Origin of the sequence: Gynuella sp., from assembly GCF_050297175.1 — a bacterium.
In the GTDB taxonomy this organism is placed as follows: domain Bacteria; phylum Pseudomonadota; class Gammaproteobacteria; order Pseudomonadales; family Natronospirillaceae; genus Gynuella.
Window position 1 is genome coordinate 43,144 of record NZ_JBNKSF010000014.1, and the last position, 19,972, is coordinate 63,115.

Sequence of the window (19,972 nt, forward strand, 5' to 3'; positions counted from 1 at the left end):
CCCACTCTTCTTTAAAATATTACAGCAGCTCATAACTTTGATAGAGTGATTCCCTCAATCACCGAACATCAGTCCTATGCCCAAACATTTACGAGTTAAAGCAAACTTCTCAGGACGCGATTTTGTAATCGGTGATTTGCATGGAATGTATCCGCAATTGGAGACCAAACTGGAGGGAGTAAATTTTGACAGCACACGAGATCGCTTATTTTCTGTCGGGGATCTTATTGATCGCGGTGAGGAAAACCTTCGCTGTTTGAACCTATTGAAAGAACATTGGTTTTTTTGCGTGCGCGGTAATCATGAGCAAATGCTGATTAACACGATTTTGGATAATGATCCGATTGCTGAAAAAATCTGGCATTTCAACGGTGGGAACTGGGCAACCAGCGTAGACAAAAAGCAACTTAAAACGATAGCACGTCAGTTGCGCAAATTACCCTGGACCATTGAGATTGAATCACCAGTTCCAGATGATGATCCTGTCGGTATTTGTCATGCAGAATATCCTTTATCTACCTGGAAACAGCGGATCCGAACCCACAGTGATATGTTTTATCATAACCTTTTGTGGTCACGGAAGCAGGCCACCCAGCGATATATTCGAAAAGTGAGCGGCGTGCAGGCAATATATTGTGGTCATACGATTTTCGCGGAACCATTGCAGCTGGGTAATTGCCATTTCATAGATACGGGATGCTTTCAAACTGGGCGGCTGCATATAAAACAGTTATTTTATTAATCAAAGACATCAGGATGACCTGATTGCCGGATTCATAACTACGCAGGGCTTCTAACAGGCAGGTTTTGGTCGTTAACTGGCAAAAGCGCTGGGGCACTGTAACAGCCCATTTTCGTCGACCGTTCCAGCGATAACTTTGGCCAGCTCAGCTAAAGTCTCTTGCATCCCTATTGCAATCGCCTGATATCCACGCCCCAAAGGTTTGTGGAGTTGACTTCGACATATCAACCGAATAGACGATGTGTCTTTAAAACCAACCGTCCAGTCTGCAACCAGAACAATTTTCTCATCAGTCCAGATATCCAACCTTCTGACCTCGATGTTGACTCTTAGCAGTCGCTTCGATGCGGCGTCAGCCAATCCCCGACTACTGGGAACTTGCCAATATGCGGATAGCTGGTCCGAAAGAGACTCAGTCAACTCCTCTCCTAGATTGCTGGACCACTGCTGATTATCCAGCAACAAAACGCCATTTAATCCATTACGAACAACAAACTGAGGTCGGTCAAGAGCCTCGGGAACATACACTGGCAATACGTCGATCACAAATGGCATAACCGCTGGATGCAGTTGAGATTGTGGCTTAGAGCTCATTAGCGTGTAGTAATGAATCGGTGCTGATACACATGATGACATCAATGCGACGACTATCAGCAATACTCCCAAAAAAGATGTTTTTTCCATATTTCTTACTTACTCCACTCGAACATTTTCCGGCCGCCCACGAATCAAGGCTTCGGGATTGCGACTCAGTAAATCCGTAAGATTACGTAAGGACTTAGCGGCACGTTGAAGCTCCAGCATCGTTTGCTCCAGGTTTTGCTGCATGGGAGCATCTTCAACAAGCAAACCATCGACCCGCGAGAATGTTGTTTGCAATTGCTGGGAAGCCTGCTGGAAGGATTCCAATGTCTGAATAGCACTTTGCTGTAAGGGAGATTGCTCGTCCAGAGTTCCGCTTAATTGGGTAACCATTGTATTAATGCTGCTTAATGTATTACTAAGCTCCGGTACTAACCCGGTATTAAACTGCTTAAGGGTTTTATCCAATTCAATCAGGCTTTGATCCAAATGAATGGCAATACTGTCCAAAGGCATTTTTTCAATCTTGCCCATGATGCTTGCCAGCTGAACTTGCAAACGGTCAAAGTCGCCGTCCACAGTGGGCAATACTATTGGCTCAGCCGTGGCATTAAAATCTACTTTTTCTGCATTTGGCATAAAATCAAACGCAACATACAACTGACCAGTCAGTAGATTTCCGGTGCGAACCTGTGCTCTCAAACCGTTATCAACGAGGTTTTTGATAAACGCGACAATCTCTGCATGACTGCTGTTGTCATTGGGTAATTTATTGCGAACCGTCCCCAGTCGACCAGGATAAATCCTGGTCGCCACCTCTGCAGGGAACAGGCCGGTTTGCTCATCGTAGTCCAACTCAATTGAAACCACAGAACCAATATTCACACCCGAAAACTCTACCGGGGCACCAACCGTCAAACCACGAAGCGGCTTGGAAAACCGCAGTAACACCGAAATAGCCACCCCATCAGGTGGTTTCATCGCTTCGTCTTTATCAACGGCGAGAGTAAAAGCGTGGTCAGTAGGGGCAGGCCCTGAGTTATCTCCTTCTGGAGCAGCAAACGCAATACCACCAGCAAGAACAGATGCAGCCGACTGAGTATTCAATTTAAGACCATCAGCACTTAAAGAAATATCAACCCCTCCGGCATTCCAGAAACGGGTATCCTCTGTAACAAACTGATCATAGGGGGCATCTATAAAAACTGTTATATCAACATTGTCTCCGCGATCAGACAACTGATAAGAGGACACTCTACCCACTTGTATACGGCGATAATAAACAGGCGAACCGATATCCAGCGACCCCAAATCGTCTGCCTGAATGGAAAACGCTGTTCCGGGCATCCCATTGATCACAGAGGGAGGTGTTTCGAGCCCGGTAAAATCCTGAGCCATTGAATCTGAAGTCCCTACATCCACACCAATGTATGCACCAGAGATCAAAGTATCTATCCCCGATACACCACTAAGCCCGATTCTGGGCCTAACCACCCAAAAGCGGGTATCACTTCGCGCTAATCCCTCCACGTTCTTTTCCAGCGCAACCGTGGCCACAACATAAGATTGATCCTCATTTAAAGTAACGGATGTAACCCTACCAATATCAACGTCCTTATATTTCACAGGGGTTTTTCCGGCTTCAAGACCACTGGCAGTTAAAAATGTGATGGAGATTTCTGGGCCCTGCGCAAGCCAGTTTTGAACAAACATGGCGATTCCAATCAATATTGCAGCAAATGGCACTAACCAGATAAGGGATACCCGATGCCTGGAATAGGTTATATTCGGCGGGGCCAGTTTCTGCATATCACCGTTTTCCTGACTCATTTTGCTCCTCATAATCCCAGATCAAACGCGGGTCAAAACTCATTGCCGCAAGCATGGTCAGAATAACCACCAAACCAAAGTATAAAATCCCCATTCTCGGCTCGATATCGCTGAGAGCCTTGAACTTAACGAGAGCAGATACCAGGGCCACCACCACCACATCCAGCATCGACCAGTAACCAATAAATTCTGTGATGCGGTAAAGTTTTGCCCGTTCGCGCATGGCCCAGGCACTACGCAGTTCAACACTGACTGACAAAATAATCAGCACAATGAATTTAAAACATGGTACGACCACACTGGCAATAAATATAATGACAGCAATATCCCATGAACCTAGCTGCCAGAATTCCATGATGCCGGCCATAATAGTACTCTCGGTTCTGCTTCCTAACATCTGTGTGTACATTACTGGTTCGATATTTGCCGGAATATACAACACCATTGCCGCAATCAGTAGCGCCCAGGTATGAGCCAGACTGTTATGTTTTCGTCTGTGTAAAGGTGAATGACAACGAGGGCAATATTTCTCGATACTTCCAACTTCAGATACCAGTCCACACACATGGCATCCAATTAAATTCAACTGCTCGGCTTTATAAAGAATCATAACTCCGGAGCCTTCTGATAAAGGCTTTGCTGCACCAGCCATATCGGCTCAAAGCTTTTATTGGTTATCAAAGTGATCATCCAGGTCAGCGCAGCAGTAGCCCATAATCCCAGGCCGGCGACAACATCGAGATAACCGGACAATTTCACCACAGCCACCAAAATACCGAGCATACAGACATCAATCATACTCCAGGGTTTTAAGGCAACGAGAAGCTTAATAAGCATCCGCCAAAAGGGCGCCTGTCGATTTAAAACAGAAAAAGCCAGCACCCATAGCAGCAGAATTATTTGCATCGCAGGAACCACAATAACGACCATTAATATGGGAACTGCAATTAAAGCCACATTAGTCTGCATAAATACAGCGACGGACTGCCACAATGTGATCTCATTATGTAACCCCTGAAAACTGATACGAATCACCGGAAAAAAATTTGCCATCAAAAAGACGAACAAGGTTGCAATCACCAACGCCAACCATTGCATCAGGTCAAGCCGTTCCGATCGATACAGTACCGCATCACATACATAACAGCGGGCAATCTCTCCAGGTTTTAAAGCTCTGCGAGAATAGACTCTGTCGCAATATTCACAAATAGTCAGATGAGGATACGTACGCATTTAAAAAATTCTGAATCAGACTTTTTAGAATGGCTCTTGCCTAGCCTACTAGAGCCAATACCGGGATTAACGATTCTAACCCGTTCAACTGCATAATAGGTGAACAAATATGAGTCATGTCTGGTTCATTTGTCTTATATTCTTATATATGGATACCCATATGTAAGAATGATCTCTTTCTCAACGCGCCATAACTACAGTCACTCAATGCAACTGACCCATTTATCCCAACACCTGATACATGAAACTCGTCAGACTTATTTCGCCATAGACAATGGGCTTGACATAACCGTGGAAAGTAAGAGTGATGCGACTTGAATTAGGGCAAGAAAGCTCTGCTAGGGACAAACAAGATGTGATAGTAAACGGAGAGGGCAGATCACCACCAAAATACGAAACCCACAGATATAAGTGGAACTGACGATCCAGTGGTTATCCATTCCCTGGATATAACCACCGGATTGATCATGTCAGCTGAAGCTATTTTGCAGCAGTCACAGTTAGTTCAACAGACTGATCATGATATGTAGCAGAAACGGTGTAATCTCCTGCTTCAATAGCATTGAATTCACCTTCAACTTTACCAGCAGTCAACAGCGTAAAATGGGTTCCAACCGCCGGTGTCAAGCTCCCCATATTCAATGTCAACGAAGCGTCATCAAGATAAACTGCTTTATTAACGGCAATCTGACTATCATCACCATCCATGCTAACTTTTAAGCTACCCGCCTTCATCGTCAGATAACCGGACAGCTGCAATGTCCCGGCACTGTCAACTTCCAAAACACCATCTTTGACATAAACATCACCTGTACCAAAAGCTGCTGGGGATTCAGCTTCCAAAGTACCACCCTCAAGAACCGATCCACCGCTGTACTGATTATGGCCAGTCAACGTTAACTGTCCACTGCCACCCTTAGTCAGTTTACCGTTACCCGTAATATCGTTACGCCACCAATCATGAGCATTGAACCCTCCATTCGCAGCATCCATAGTGACCGTTACATCACCAATGAATGCGCCATAACCATCAGCAGCGGCCAGAAGATTGATCCTTCCCCAACCATTTGAACTGTCCAATAAAGGATAACCTGAGTCAATTTCGGTCGTATATAGCACGGCCCTACGTTGTTCTGAGTTCAAATATGGCTGACGGGATTTCAGCAAAGCTTCCGCACCCTCCGGCACAATAGGATCCTGATTGGCTGCAGAAGCATCCTGCGGCAAACCATAGGTCATACGCTCTGTATATAACGCCTTAATGGCGTCATGATCGGCATAGAAGTTGTTGTTGAACACTTCAATGTTAACATTGCTTCCATCCGTGAAACTGCCAACCTCATTCTCCGCCAATACCTGGTGAGCATAATCATAAAGACTCATACCCGCGTCATTTGCCTTCTGAGTAAAATACTCCTCCGCCTGATTGACAGCTGCGTCAGCATGGTCCGACCCAGTGGCTTCTGTTAGCACATATGCCGATATCGCCAGAGCCATTGTACGGGCGCCAATCACATCAACGGGAGAATGCATGCCGGCAAGGATACGACTTTCACCAAGATCAGAGCCACGCATTACCAGTTCAGAAAAACGTTGAGGAAATGCGTAAGCCATCGCCATGGAAGCCAGTATTCCAGCATTTGTATGCCCACTGGGATAACCACCATCCTTGCGTAAACTCTGACTATCCACTGTACCGCCTAAGCTGGCTCTACGCTGACAGATCAACCCTGGAACAACACTGATACTACTATCATACATATCAAAATTAATTGAAGTGGTGTTGTTGTTTGCATCAGTACAGTCACGGGATTCATTGCCTTGATAATTGACAATACCGGTATTATTCATACGCCATGGCCTTGGCGTGGAATAAATATACTTGGAACCGCTGGTAGACGATTTACCAATATGTGAACGGAAATCCTTTACCAACTGCACAACCGCAGACAGCGCTTCGCCAGCCGTATTTCCTGCATAGTCTTCACTATCATTATGGCCGATTGCGTAGTGACTGTTTTCCGTTACATCAGTCACCAGTGGTGTCGGCAAATCAACGTATGCCCCACTGGCTTTAATGTATTCTTCCGTCAATGGCCCCATTCCATCAATAACAGAATAGTTCTTACTACGGCGGTCATCCAGGAATGCACGGATAGCCTCATTCTGAGTACGATGAGTCGTCACATCGGCGACATATTGTATGTTTTTGACCCAGGTTTCAGAATCAATGACGGGGTTTGCCAGATAACTATCAGGCCCGGATCCCTTGGCAGCTGCCTGATATGTATCTGACGTCCCCTTCCAGACATCATTGATACCGCGCAACATGTAAGCATAAGGGTTGTCATTTATACTGTACTTTAAGTTTGAGTCTGCGTTATTAGCAGCAAAATTTGTGGAGGGCAATGGGTATTGGACAGCAGGTAGAACAGCAGAAAATGCCTTTCCAACACCACTTGGTTCACCAGGTTTTGAATAGCCAGTGTGGGTTTCGTTATTTTCAGAACTACTATCATCAGCATTATTGCAACCACTTACCAGAATTGACGTGGATACGATAGCGACATATAGAGCGGACAATCCGACGGATCTACGATGTATATTCATGGGAGACTTCTACTTTAAGGCAATGACAAAAAAACATGCAAACCAGCACTATTCTTGTTAAAAGAAATCTACTTTTGCATAAGGACTTTCATCTTATTATTGAAATGTGACACATTTGTTACCTTTATCATTTCAAACAAAACATAAAGACCATGTTTACTATTAAAAAGTTATCTCGGTTATCACTTTGGATTCTCAGATTGAAATGAAAATTTTTCAAAACTTTCGAAGAGCAGGCTTCGTAAAACAACAAGTTTTTTTACAAAGAACTGTATTTTTGAAGAGTTACTTGAAAAAGAAGACTAAGAGAATTTTCTGGAAAGAAATATTGACTCGACCTCAATAGGCAAAAAGGACGAAAAGACAGCAAGGTTTCAAATAGTGTTTATACCGAACCTCAGAACAACTGTCATTCGATACGTACTTAGAACGAACACACCTTGCTTCAGGCTATACACAGAACGGGCATTTAAGCATCCGTAGTCCAAGCAATTCTGAAACAAGGTACATTCAAATTTTCATGCCCAACAATAAACCACTATTAATGCTGGGCAAACAACTGAACCAAACCAACTACTTAAGGTTTATAGCTCCATGCTGTTAGCGAACTTACTCTTCGTGCACTCGGCTAGGAGAACGCATGGTTACAAATTCCTCAGCACTGGTTGGGTGAATGCCAATTGTCTGATCAAAATCTTTTTTCGTAGCACCAGCTTTGATCGCAATGGCAATTCCCTGGATGATTTCACCAGCATCAGGCCCGACCATATGCGCACCCAGAATTTTATCCGTTTGACCACAAACCAGCAGTTTCATAAAGCAACGTTCTTGTTTATCGGACAAAGTATATTTCATGGGACGGAAATTTGAGGTATAAACCAAAACACGTTTATGCATAAGTTTGGCTTGTTCTTCAGTCAAACCAACCGTGCCTATATTTGGTTGGCAAAATACAGCCGTAGGGATATTACTATAATCAACAGCTGCTGCTGTTTTATCATCAAATAAATGACGGGCAACAAACATCCCTTCTGCAAGAGCAACAGGTGTCAATGCCACCCGGTCAATGACATCACCTAGAGCATAAATATTATCAACACTGGTTCTGAAGTGCTCATCGACCTTAACCGCTCCGGATGAATCCACTTCAACTCCCACATTTTCAAGACCAATGCCATCGGTTTTAGCTTTTCTTCCGGTTGCCATCAGTACCTGATCACACTCCCAAACACTTTCTTTATCATCTGAACTAAAAGTCACTTTTAATCGCTTACTATCCGTTTTTTCGACCTTTGTCAGATTGGACTGGCAACGGATATCCACACCATTTCCAGCCATCTGATCTGCCGTAAAGTCTCGGACTTCATCATCAAATCCTCTAAGAATTTGTGACCCACGATAATGAAGCTGAACATTAGCGCCTAAAGCACTAAAAATACCCGCAAACTCCACCGCAATATAGCCACCGCCAATAATGACAATGTCTTTTGGAAATTCATCCAAATAAAACACTTCATTAGAACTGATTAAGTGCTCTCGACCAGGAATATCAGGAAGAAATGGCCACCCACCCACAGCAATAAGAATATTTCTAGCAGAATAAACATTGTCACCTACTTGAATATGGTGCCGATCTTTCAACACCCCACGACCATGAATAATATTGACACCGGCATTGGTCAGCATCGAATTATAGATCTCATTCAATCGATTGATTTCACGGGTTTTATTGTCTCTCAATGTCGGCCAGTCAAAGTCAGGGGCTGAAACATTAAGACCGTAGCTTTCCATGAGTTTAAAAGAAGACCGCAACTCTGAACCATAGACAAATAACTTTTTCGGCACACATCCGACATTGACGCAAGTCCCTCCGAGATAAAGCTCTTCAATAATTCCCACTCTTGCATCCAAGCCAGCTGCAAACCGAGCAGCCCTTACGCCACCAGACCCAGCACCTAAAACCAGTAAATCGTAATCAAACATCGACATTCACTCTCTATATTCAGTAACTGCATACTATTGTACAAGGGATATAATCAGAAAACGAAGCACACGCCTAAGAGACCCTCAAGTCATCAACAGCAGCACCAATACTGCACTAAAAATAAGCTCAAACCAGTCATATATGGCATATACACGTTTGCTTTTCGCAGATTTTGCCTTGCTCGGGCTCCCCCCTACCCGACATTGTTCATAGGAAGTCCTGGTCGTTACATGCATATAAAAAAGCCGGAATAATCCGGCTTATATATTATTAGGGAGGAAACTTGCTTCACGGGCCTTCATACGACAGAACTTTTATGCTTTTCACAAGGCTTATGAAAAACCGCTTCTTCGATTTCTCCAACTTTGACAGTTTTGAAAACCTTGTAGCCCATGGATTTATAAAAATCTGAATATCGCCGGTTACCTGTATCCAAAAATATACCAATTGAGTTTTCATCTTTAGCGCAATATTCATGGATGTTGTCCATCAGCATACGTCCAAGCCCCATCCCCTGATAGTCTGGATGTACTCCAATCAAATTAACCATGCGATGCTGCTTAGAGGGAATCGCCTGCTGAACTTCGGTGAGATACTGAATAAACCCTTTCGTACATTCATAACCAGTCGTCAAAAACATTTTCAGGCGCCACATAAACTGATCAGAAAGATCCATTTTCAATTCAATGTCAGACACAAACGCAATCCCTGCCAAATGATCATGAACCTCATCCACTACCCCGAATACAGTTTCATTGCGATCAAAATGTAGTTTGATTAACTCACGTATTGTGGCTCTGATACGCTGTTTATAACCGTGACTTTGATGCTGTAATAACAACTGAAAAGTAGGTTCATGACGGTAACAATGATAGAGCAAGGACCGGGCCTGCCTGGATATGGAACGGTCCAAAGTTACGACTTTGTAGCTGCTGAGATCACTCGACACTGCTGACGACATATGCAAATCTCCCCCAAATATTCGACTTTGTTATTATTATTGAATACGAAAATTGCGTGAAAATCGCTTTCTGAAGAAAGTCATCACACCTGATAACTCTAGGTCTGGCCTAAAAACCATTAACCTTATCGACTGTGTCAATTACCTTAGCATTGAAGGTATTAACTTACCAGCACGGCTTTTATTGCCTGACCAGAACACCTCTGACATTAACAATACCGGACTTCTTACCACTCTCCACATTCAGCTGATCTGCGACAATCCCCTGTTTATTAAGTTCCAGCATCATTTTGGAAAACACATCAAACTCAACATCATCAAACCAGATCCGCAAACCATTGCGACCATCATTTTCAAAACGCTGCAACTTTAACTTCTGGTCACGGGCAGCTTTATTAACCACTGACGACAAGGCCCCGCTGTCATCACTCGCATTACTTGCAGCGACACCACTCGTTTGCGCAATCGTTTTGGCTTGTGGCCCAACCTTCAATAACCAATCATATAATTCTGTACGGGATTCAAGTATGGAAACCTGATTGGATTTATATCCAAGCACGGGACTGATTAGTGCAGACCAGAGCAACAGTAATGAAAAAAAGACTGCCGTAGCTATTATAATCTGACGTTCGCGCTCGGCCAGTTGCTGCCATTTGAGTTTTAAATTATTCATCAACTTGATACTTTCCCGGTAATTCTGAAGTTTCCACGAGTCATATTTTTATCCTGACTGGCAGAGAGCTCGACATTGTACCCTTTTCCTTCTAACTTGGATTTTAGCTGTTCGAGTTTTTGAAAATCCTGATCCAGAATAACCATCAGCAGCTCCTGCTTATCCTGAGTATATCTCAAGGAAATAAGCGTTTCCTGGCCTTTAATAGACGCAAAATCTTCCAACAATGATAGGAACGAAGCGGAATTGGTCGTTGTTACGGGTTGACTAATAAGGTTCTGGACTTCCCGTTTAATCAGGTTCTCCCGACACCGTTTCTGGGGCCCGAAAATATCCTTGCACAGCTTCTCGTTTGCCTGCAGATAAGCTTCTGATAGTCTCGCCGCCTGCCACCCTTGAACAACCTGGAAGCTGAGACCTGCAACCAACAATACAGTTGCCGCAACAGCGGCGGGCTTTAATGCATTTAGCCACTGGGATTGTTCTTTCTTACCACCAAACTCACCTATTAACAAAGAGTGTGCGGGATGACTACTCAACAGCTTATCGACCAGGAACCCTAAATATGTGCCGGGATAGTGATCAGTACTTAACTCCTGTTCCGCCGACAACATCACCTGAGCCTTAATAATATTTTCCTGCTCACTGTTTTCAGGCATTGTCAACTTGAGGGGCTTATCTCCATGCTGTTCCATAGCCTTGGGCAGCAAAGCCCCAAGCCAGTTGACATCTGCACTCAGGCAGTGGCTGGGAGAAGATACGACCATGGAACGATCAGTTTGAATGACATGAACAGATCCTGCTTCAACCAGTATCTCTGCGTCAATAAAACACTGAACAACTTCCAGACCTTCCTCTTTGAGGATTTGAAGCTGAGTAGCAAACCACTCTTTATCAATGGCAATAACGGACAGGCTCCCTTGTTTGGGCTTTCCTCTGGGTACCAGATGATAAAGAGACGGATCCTGAGAGAGCTTTTCCTCTACTGCAAAGTCAATTGCCTTTGCGGCATACTTTGCTTGCCCCGGTGGCAGAACCATTTCCAGAAAAACCGATTTTTCTATAGGAATAATCAGGGCAACCTTTGGTTCAATGCTCCCCTCATTTTCCAGATAGGATTTCAGGTCTTCCCAAGAACCTGATTGATCGGGCTGACGATTGCCCTGGTTAATCAACAACCAGTTTATGGTGTCTTGCTGCTCAGTCAGCTGTATCGTGAGTAAGTCTTGCATCAGTTTGTTTGTACTTGTGTTTGAGAATCAGTTTCAGAGATCGCAGTATTATCTAAAGGAGTCACGCTAAGATTCCTTGATAGCAGTTCGACTGCATTATTTTGATCACGGTAAATCACACTCTGTATATAAAATGGAACATTCAACCGTCCCAGTCTATCTTGCAGATCAACTTCGGCATGTATTAAAAAATAATCCGAGTTAATGGTCAGCATGTCTTCATCCAGCCCTTTCAATTCGTCTTCAGTAAATCCGACCGTATTGATCATTTCATCAATGGACATAAACGGAGCATCTTTCCGAAAGGTAACGATGTCCTGGATTTTATCGTTTGTCCAGGAACTGGATACGGTTTGCAACACTTCAGCGCTCGCAGTATTGACATTCAAACGCATATCAACGGGTAACGCACACACATAATCTTTTAACTTGTTATAAAAATCGTCTGTCATGCCATCCACGAGCCGTAACTCCGAAATATCTGACATGGGCATCACCGGTGGAAAATACGCTGGCTCCTTGGTGGAATACAGGTATTCTGCACCGCTATCCTGATGAAACCAGTTACGTACCGAATCTGCCAGCGCAGTGTTGATTCCCAGCACATCAAGTAACCTCGAAAATGCACTCTTCATCATATCTGCATTAGGGCTCTGATCACTCAGCCAATTTATATTAAAACGACGATTTAAATCGGTAATCTGAACCAAGACCGCTCCTTGTTCCAGCTCTGCCTCCCGTCCTTGACCTAATAAAACAGGCCCTACAAGACCCGTATCTTTATCACCATTCCATGGTTGATGAGCCAAATCATCAAATTTTGAATTGTCAAATTTGCTATCATTATTGATATTCAAAGTACCATCAACATATAACAGCTGAGCTCCCATCTTCTCAGCCCCTAATAGATACTCTCTGGCCTGCCCCCGCATCAATACAGAAACAGAACGATCCAAACTCTGCCGTTGCGCCAGCTGTATGTTGGCGGCAACCAGACTCAATAAAGTCAGGATCAATAATACCTGCACCAGTGCAACGCCGCGGTGGCAAAAATATAAACTATGTCGTACCGGCATTATTGTCTGTTCCTTGCTTTGGCCACCCTTGAGGTACCAGCCATTCACGAGTTATCTCACCATACTTCTGATGCTCAAGCGTCATCTTAATCAATACTGGACGTTCTTCACCAGTTGCGCCAGCCGGTGGCCATTCCTTAGTCGTCACTAGATTGTTGTCTGAATTTTTATAAACGAACTCAAAATCAAGCGATTTGACATAACCAAGTATTGCCACTTCTTTAGGATCATCGTAACTGGAATGCTCCAAATGAAAATAGTAGGCACGAATCAGGCAATATCCTTCCAGGTTCTTTTGATCCAGACGCTGATTAGGAATAATTGCCCGGCTACAACGCTCGTCACTCATAGTCACAAGCTCATAACTCACCCTCTGCAACTGGCTTCTTGGGTTCTCCTGAAGCTGCAAGAGAGATTGTGACCAGCCTCTACGAGTAAACGTCAAAAAAGTTTCAAAGTTAGCGACAATGGCATTTTGAGTTTGACCGTAATCGTCTTTTACCGGGCGCTCAGGATCCAGCTCAAGAATATCGGTTTCTATCCGGCTCTCAGCTCTTTGCAATTGATCCAGGTAAAAATTCGCCTCTTCAAGACGCTTGCGACCATCGGTAACACTACTCACCAGCGACAATGTATAAAGAGCAAGCACTGCAGAAATTGTAATCGCAATAAGCAATTCAACCAGGGTAAGTCCAGTTTGTCGCGTCATACCTTACCCACATACGTCACGAGCAGATCTATGCGCTGATCAGGAAACTGTTTTAAATAAACCTCAACTTCCACCTGCCGAATATAGTCTACCTTGTCTTCCAGCATCGGTACTGGTGCAGCTTTCACTTTGAGTATCCATTCCCGACCGACATACTTGACAGTCTTTTTGGTCTCATCCAATGCAGGAAAGGCATTAGCCAAACGCATCTCAGCAATTTCATTTTTAGCCACCCAGCGTGCAAACGTACGTTCTTCTAGACGGCGTGCGCTTTCAGCAGCGGAACTGCTTGCCAGTGACAAACTGATTGCCCCCAGAGCAAAAATAGCCAGCGCTACCATAACTTCAATCAGCGTAAAACCTTGACTACGGATTCTGTGCATAGGCCTCCAGCTCCAATGGGTTATAGCCATCAGAATCAAGCAACCATACTGGGTTTTCCTGATACTTGATCACGATACTGAACGGGGGATCAGACTCACCATCGCTGCGGATAACCACCAGAGGAGTAATTGGAGTGATATACTGATCCGGCTGATCATCCGGGTCAGAAAAATCAGGAAGATCATCAAGAAGAGGCAACTCCTGATCATCAACCCAAAATTCATAAGCAACATCTTCAGGAATATCATGTACTTCAAACAGTTGACTCTCTACTAAGCTGGCAGTTGGAGACCAGTTAACGTATCGCTCACCAGAAGTTCTCTCCGTCAACATCTCTCCTGCCAGCCATAAATACTGATCTCCGCTCATTACCAGACCAATATCCTGACCAGTCAAAATTGCCAGCTGCTGAGCATTATCAAATTGCGTCTGCATACTCAACGCCAGTTTTTTATTCTGCTTAACCGGATCATAAACTGACACAGATGTGGCAATCGCTCCAACAACTACACCGAGGATCACCAACATAACCATCAGTTCTATCAGGGTGAAGCCTGTCTCCGCCCGTTTCATGATTAATTTATACTGCTGATATCCGCATCGGCTTCTTCACCACCTTCGCGACCATCCTTACCATACGACATGATTTCAATAGACCCACTGCCGTTGTTTATATATACGTATGGATTACCCCAGGGATCTTTTGGTTCTGTTTTGATATAAGGCCCGCGCCAGTTTTTAGCTTCAGGACTGCCACTGGGCTTGTTCAACAAGGCATCCAAACCTTGATCAGTTGACGGATAAACAAAATTATCCAGACGATACATATCGAGCGCTGTTTCTATTGTCTTCAGGTCCGTTCTAGCCAGTTTCTGGTTGGCCTCATCCTGACGACCAAAATACATTGGTGCAACCAATCCCGTGATCGCTGCCATAATCAATACAGCAATCATCAATTCCAGTAACGAAAAGCCAGTCTGTTTGTTATTCATCATTTCCTTACTCTATTACTTATTTAAATATTTGAATTTAGCTGAGCGATTGGCAGAACCACAGCCATAACGATCAACATCACGATCATACCCATTACCACCAGCATTAACGGCTCCAAAAGAGTCAACATTGTGGAAATTAATTCTTTCAGAGTTCGCTCTTGTGTATTTGCTGTTCGTTCCAGCATTCGCTCAAGATCACCACTGGCCTCGCCACTGGCTATCATGTGAATCATCATCGGAGGAAAGTAGCCTGTCGCCGCCAAAGACTTGTTCAAAGACTCCCCTTCGCTAACCTTCTGGGTAGCAGCCGTCACTTTTTCCTGAATCTCAAGATTGCCGATGACCTGCGAAGCAATTCGCATAGCATCAACCAGAGGTACGCCACTGCTTCCCAATGTCGCCAATGTACTCGCGAACCTGGCAGTACTAAAACCTTTGATCATTTTACCAATTAAGGGCAGTTTTAACTTGAACCGGTCCTTAATTTTCTTTCTTCCAGGTGTTCGTCCCCACCAAACATTAAAAAATATCAGCAAGATCACCAACACAACCATCCCCAACCAGTAAGCACGAACAAAGTCACTCACGGATAACAATATCTGGGTTGGTTTGGGAAGTTCCTGATTACTGGATATAAAGACATCCAGAATCTTCGGAACAACCGTATTGAGCAGGTAAACCACAATGGATAAAGCAATCACGACCAGAATAGTAGGGTATACGGCAGCCATCTGTATGCTTTTCTTAGTGGCATCCTGACCTTCAACATAGTCGGCCAGTTTATCCATGACAGCTTCAAGATGACCCGACTGCTCCCCTGCATCGACAGTTGCACGATAAAGATGTGGAAAAGCACGCGGATATTCGCCAAAAGCCTGAGCCAGGGTATGCCCTTCGAGTACTTTTCCGCGAACAGCCATCATCATGGAGCGAATTTTGGCTGACTCGCTTTGCTCCGCGACTGCTTTCAAACATTCTTCCAGAGGCATACCAGAGCCAACCAACGTAGCCAGCTGCCGGGTCAGCAAGGCAAGATCCGCGCTGGATACTGACGGGCCTTTCCGGCCCAGAGACACATTTCCACCTTTCTCCTTGATCAGCTCTACTTCAGTCGGAAACCACCCTTTTTCTCTGAGCAGTTGCCGGATCTGACGAGGACTATCGCCTTCAAGGACTCCTTTACGACGCTTACCTTTTTCATCAATGGCAATATAATCAAAAGCGGCCACTAGAGCTCCTTACGACAAACACGTAATACTTCTTCAACAGTCGTTAATCCCTGCAGTACCTTTGCAATACCATCATGATATATGCTTGGATCTGACTTACGAGCCTCAGCTTCCAACTCTTGCTCACCGGCCCGGGTATGAATGAGTCGTTGTAGCGTGGGCGTTACATTCACAATTTCATACAAACCAAGTCGCCCTTTATAGCCACTGTTGCGGCACTGACCACACCCTTTAGCATAATAAATAGTCGGTGGATTGGCCGGATCAGCACCCAGAAAACCACATTCAGCCTTATCGGCTTTCACCGCTTGCTTACAATCCGGACAAAGAGTTCTGACCAGACGCTGTGCACATGCACCGATTAATGATGAAGACAGCAGAAACGGCTCGACCCCCATATCCTGTAAACGGGTAACAGATCCAACGGCACTGTTTGTATGCAGGGTCGATAACACCAAGTGCCCCGTCAGCGAGGCTTCCACAGCAATCTGTGCTGTCTCAAGGTCACGAATCTCCCCGATCATCACGACGTCTGGATCCTGACGCAAAATCGCCCGCAACCCCCGCGCAAACGTCATATTCACTTTGGTATTGACTTGTGTCTGACCAATACCCGGAAGGCTGTATTCGATAGGGTCCTCAACGGTCATGATGTTTCGAACCTGATTATTCAACTCTTCCAAAGAAGCATAAAGGGTTGTGGTTTTACCGGAACCGGTAGGCCCAGTGACCAGGATAATGCCATGCGGTCTGGTAATCAGCTTCTTAATATCATCATAAGCCCGCTTGTTCATTCCCAGGTGGCTCAAATCCAGCTTGCCAGCCTGTTTATCTAACAAACGCAGTACCACCCGCTCACCATAGTTTGAGGGTATGGTTGACACCCTTATGTCTACCTCCCGGCCCGCCACCCGCAGTGCAATACGGCCATCCTGAGGTACTCTCTTCTCAGCAATGTCCATCTTCGACATAACTTTGATACGAGAGATCAATAATGGTGCCAGTGCTCTTTTTGGTTGAACCACTTCACGCAACACACCATCAACCCGGAAGCGAACAAGCAATTTACGCTCAAAAGTTTCAATGTGAATATCAGAGGCACCTTCTTTAACCGCCTCTGATAACAGAGCATTAATCAAACGGATAATAGGCGCGTCATCTTCCTGCTCCAGAAGATCTTCAGTTTCAGGCACCGCGTCGGCCAGGCTTCGGAGATCCATTTCATCCCCAAGCCCCTCGACCATTTGCATGGTTTCGTCCGAATCACTCTGATATATCCTGTTGAGGGCAAGATTAAAATCTTCCTCTGTTACCTGTTCCGGAACCAGATTAACACCTGCAAAACGCCTGGCCTCCTGAAGAGACTCTAATGCCACATCAACCCGATAGAGTAATTTGGGGCGATCATCTTCTTTAAAATCGATAACCACTCCCTTGCGCTTGGCAAAGCTGAATGGTAACCGGGCTCTTGCTTCTAAATGTACACTCTCAGTCACTAACTTATCCGTCTTCGTGGGGTGTTGTTGTTCCATCATCGTTTAATCAACCTATCCAGCGTTTGAGTGCGCTGGCCAGCTCCTCAAGTGTTATGGGTTTGGAGATAAAGTCATCCATACCGGCTGTCAGACATTCCCGTTTTTCTTCTTCGCTGTTTCGAACGGTCAGTGCCAGTATTGGCACCCTGGACTGGTTGTTTTCCATCGTCCGTATCATTCTAGCGGCTCCATAGCCATCTAACACGGGCATTAAGCAATCCATGAGGACTAGGTCATATTTTTGTTTTTGGGTTTCGTTTACGACCTCTCGACCATTCTCCACAGATACAACCTGATATCCCAGCTTTTTTAACATCGATTCTGTTACAGTTCGACTGACCAAGTCATCCTCAGCCAGTAAAATAAGCTTATGAGCATTATCCTCTATATCCCCCTCTACAATGCCTTCCTGCTTTTCCTCATTCAACTGCAAAAAAGCATCATGGAGAGAGTAACGACCTGCTGGCTTGGTTAAATACGGCACCCGACCTAATCTGTCAATCAGCACATTTTTACTTTTGACGGCTCCATATAAAATGAGCAAAGTATTTTCGCTTTTACGCTGATAAAGTTGCTCAAGAAATGCCAACAGCGTCTCATCGTTGTCATTGAGCGGTAGATTTAGCAAAATGAAATCAGGGTTTTCCGACAGCCGTTCTAGTAGCACATCAAAAGTCGGCAATTGTTGCACCTGCATCCCCCAGGCACTGGTCTCCCCTGCCAAACCTTTAGCTGCTCTTGGCGGCATGGCAACCAACCAAAGAGTTTTCTGTTCCAACTCCTTGCTGGATTGAAATTGGGCAATCTGCTGACTTGATGCTTCCAAAGGCACATACGACACTACGGAATAGACTGCACTTTCTATTTCATTGCATGCCAGATCGCCACCCATAATCTGCGCCAGACGAGTGGAAATCATCAATGACAAGGCCGTACTGTCAATATTTTCGCTACCTTCCAGCAACAACCCTGTACTGGAACGACGGAGTTCTTCGATATCCAGCTCTATGGACTCAAAATATACCGAAAACTTGAGGACTGAACCGAGTTTTTTGGAGTCTTCCATCGACACTTTGAACACGACTTCGTTCTCATTGGCAAAGTTCAGTGCCAGCTGGATCTGACTTTGAATAACTTGTCCTACGTGTTTCTTATCCAGGTTAACCCGCGAAGGAACATTGATATCATAGAGATAACTCAGTTCCAGTCCGAGTTCATGGGCCTGATGCCCTAATGACTCGGCCAGATTCTCGGTAAACTTGCGCAAGTCGAAATACTGAAAATCCAGCTGAAAATTACCGCTCTGTATCTTTGAATAGTCTTCCAGATCAGTCATCAGCGCCACCAACGCGTCCCCAGACTGAGTCGCTAATTCCAAAGCCTGACGCTGATCATTATCCAGGCGCGACTGCTTAACCAGCGACAACATACCCAACACCCCCTGTAATGGTGTTTTGATGAGCCCCATTAGTGTGTGCAATACGTTCTCGTTAACATCGGCTCTCTGTACCTGCTCAATACGTGACGCATTCAACAAAGCAACTTGTTGCTGTAACTGCTGAGAAAATTCAACCCGATCCCAAAAACTGGTATACAACTTCTGAGCCTGACGCAGTAAAAATATCAGATAAACCAACATTCCCACGGCAAGGATGGAATCAAGGATGTTGGCACGGAAAAACAAAAATACCGCCGGTGGAATCAGAACCAGACATACAAAAGCCCGCACATAACGGATATAACAGGAATACAACGTAATCGTACCTGCGGTAATTGCCGAGCTATACAGCAACATCAAGGTTTCTGATTGGAAGAATTGGGCATTGGACAGGATAAATATCTGAATCCCTCCCCAAATCACGGCATTCAGCAACGACAGCGACATAAAATGTGTACGCCAGCGATGTGGCCCTTTGGCATAAATACCATCAAATCGGAGGCCATAAAAAATCCGAAGAATAGCGATAACCAGAATCGTCATCCCAATGACATAGCTGATCATCCGTGTCTCCAACTTGAAGCCCATGGCAAAGTCGACAAGTAAAAACACGACAAAATAGCTCAGCATACTGGGCAGACTTTTGACCGCCAGCTCCTTATCGATCTTTTTTAGAATCTTCCGGTCTTTTTGAACTTTTGATACCGGATTGAACAGAAGCCCCATGAATACTCCAATTTAATGCAACCATCATAATTA

18 protein-coding genes are annotated in these 19,972 nt (G+C 44.8%); 1 reads left to right on the forward strand and 17 read right to left on the reverse strand.

Features of this window, described 5'->3' with window-relative positions:
• Positions 1–76: 76 nt before the first annotated feature.
• Positions 77–742, forward strand: coding sequence for a metallophosphoesterase (locus tag ACQY6I_RS05070; RefSeq protein ID WP_428240383.1), 666 nt, complete (start codon positions 77–79; stop codon positions 740–742).
• Between the two features lie 72 nt (positions 743–814).
• On the opposite strand, the gene ACQY6I_RS05075 is transcribed toward ACQY6I_RS05070, so the two are convergent.
• From ACQY6I_RS05075 to ACQY6I_RS05155, 17 genes are all read right to left on the reverse strand, one after another.
• Positions 815–1,426 (reverse strand): PqiC family protein, encoded by a 612-nt coding sequence (locus tag ACQY6I_RS05075; RefSeq protein ID WP_428240384.1) that lies wholly within the window; start codon positions 1,424–1,426, stop codon positions 815–817.
• Between the two features lie 9 nt (positions 1,427–1,435).
• Positions 1,436–3,154 (reverse strand): intermembrane transport protein PqiB, encoded by a 1,719-nt coding sequence (locus ACQY6I_RS05080; protein WP_428240385.1) that lies wholly within the window; start codon positions 3,152–3,154, stop codon positions 1,436–1,438.
• A complete protein-coding gene (locus ACQY6I_RS05085) occupies positions 3,135–3,764 on the reverse strand; it encodes a paraquat-inducible protein A (RefSeq protein WP_428240386.1) in 630 nt (209 codons plus the stop codon). The genes ACQY6I_RS05080 and ACQY6I_RS05085 overlap by 20 nt, the downstream gene beginning before the upstream one ends.
• Complete coding sequence (locus tag ACQY6I_RS05090; RefSeq protein ID WP_428240387.1) at positions 3,761–4,387, reverse strand: paraquat-inducible protein A; 627 nt, start codon at positions 4,385–4,387, stop codon at positions 3,761–3,763. Before ACQY6I_RS05090 ends, ACQY6I_RS05085 begins: the two co-directional genes overlap by 4 nt.
• Before the next feature lie 480 nt (positions 4,388–4,867).
• The gene (locus ACQY6I_RS05095) at positions 4,868–6,997 is read right to left on the reverse strand and encodes a phosphatase PAP2 family protein (protein ID WP_428240388.1); all 2,130 of its coding nucleotides are present in this window, start codon (positions 6,995–6,997) and stop codon (positions 4,868–4,870) included.
• 609 nt (positions 6,998–7,606) lie between these two features.
• Positions 7,607–8,986, reverse strand: coding sequence for a glutathione-disulfide reductase (gorA, locus tag ACQY6I_RS05100; protein WP_428240389.1), 1,380 nt, complete (start codon positions 8,984–8,986; stop codon positions 7,607–7,609).
• A 293-nt stretch (positions 8,987–9,279) separates the two neighbouring features.
• The gene (locus ACQY6I_RS05105; RefSeq protein ID WP_428240390.1) at positions 9,280–9,942 is read right to left on the reverse strand and encodes a GNAT family N-acetyltransferase; all 663 of its coding nucleotides are present in this window, start codon (positions 9,940–9,942) and stop codon (positions 9,280–9,282) included.
• A gap of 181 nt (positions 9,943–10,123) precedes the next feature.
• A complete protein-coding gene (gspM, locus tag ACQY6I_RS05110; protein ID WP_428240391.1) occupies positions 10,124–10,615 on the reverse strand; it encodes a type II secretion system protein GspM in 492 nt (163 codons plus the stop codon).
• On the reverse strand, positions 10,615–11,847 hold the full coding sequence (gene gspL, locus ACQY6I_RS05115; RefSeq protein ID WP_428240392.1) for a type II secretion system protein GspL: 1,233 nt from the start codon (positions 11,845–11,847) through the stop codon (positions 10,615–10,617). The genes gspM and gspL overlap by 1 nt, the downstream gene beginning before the upstream one ends.
• Entirely contained in the window at positions 11,847–12,923 is a 1,077-nt protein-coding gene (gspK, locus tag ACQY6I_RS05120) for a type II secretion system minor pseudopilin GspK (protein ID WP_428240393.1), read from the reverse strand. The genes gspL and gspK overlap by 1 nt, the downstream gene beginning before the upstream one ends.
• Complete coding sequence (locus tag ACQY6I_RS05125; RefSeq protein ID WP_428240394.1) at positions 12,907–13,632, reverse strand: type II secretion system protein GspJ; 726 nt, start codon at positions 13,630–13,632, stop codon at positions 12,907–12,909. The genes gspK and ACQY6I_RS05125 overlap by 17 nt, the downstream gene beginning before the upstream one ends.
• Entirely contained in the window at positions 13,629–14,015 is a 387-nt protein-coding gene (gene gspI / locus ACQY6I_RS05130) for a type II secretion system minor pseudopilin GspI (protein WP_428240395.1), read from the reverse strand. The genes ACQY6I_RS05125 and gspI overlap by 4 nt, the downstream gene beginning before the upstream one ends.
• Positions 13,999–14,589, reverse strand: coding sequence for a prepilin-type N-terminal cleavage/methylation domain-containing protein (locus ACQY6I_RS05135; protein WP_428240396.1), 591 nt, complete (start codon positions 14,587–14,589; stop codon positions 13,999–14,001). Before ACQY6I_RS05135 ends, gspI begins: the two co-directional genes overlap by 17 nt.
• Positions 14,590–14,591: 2 nt before the next feature.
• The gene (gene gspG, locus ACQY6I_RS05140; RefSeq protein WP_428240397.1) at positions 14,592–15,011 is read right to left on the reverse strand and encodes a type II secretion system major pseudopilin GspG; all 420 of its coding nucleotides are present in this window, start codon (positions 15,009–15,011) and stop codon (positions 14,592–14,594) included.
• Positions 15,012–15,031: 20 nt separating this feature from the next.
• Positions 15,032–16,240 carry a type II secretion system inner membrane protein GspF gene (gene gspF, locus ACQY6I_RS05145; RefSeq protein WP_428240398.1) on the reverse strand — a complete coding sequence of 403 codons (1,209 nt, stop codon included), beginning with the start codon at positions 16,238–16,240 and terminating at the stop codon, positions 15,032–15,034.
• Positions 16,240–17,772: a type II secretion system ATPase GspE gene (gspE, locus tag ACQY6I_RS05150; RefSeq protein WP_428240505.1), complete on the reverse strand. Its 1,533-nt coding sequence runs from the start codon at positions 17,770–17,772 to the stop codon at positions 16,240–16,242. The genes gspF and gspE overlap by 1 nt, the downstream gene beginning before the upstream one ends.
• Positions 17,773–17,782: 10 nt before the next feature.
• Positions 17,783–19,939: a response regulator gene (locus tag ACQY6I_RS05155; protein WP_428240399.1), complete on the reverse strand. Its 2,157-nt coding sequence runs from the start codon at positions 19,937–19,939 to the stop codon at positions 17,783–17,785.
• Positions 19,940–19,972 lie beyond the last annotated feature (33 nt).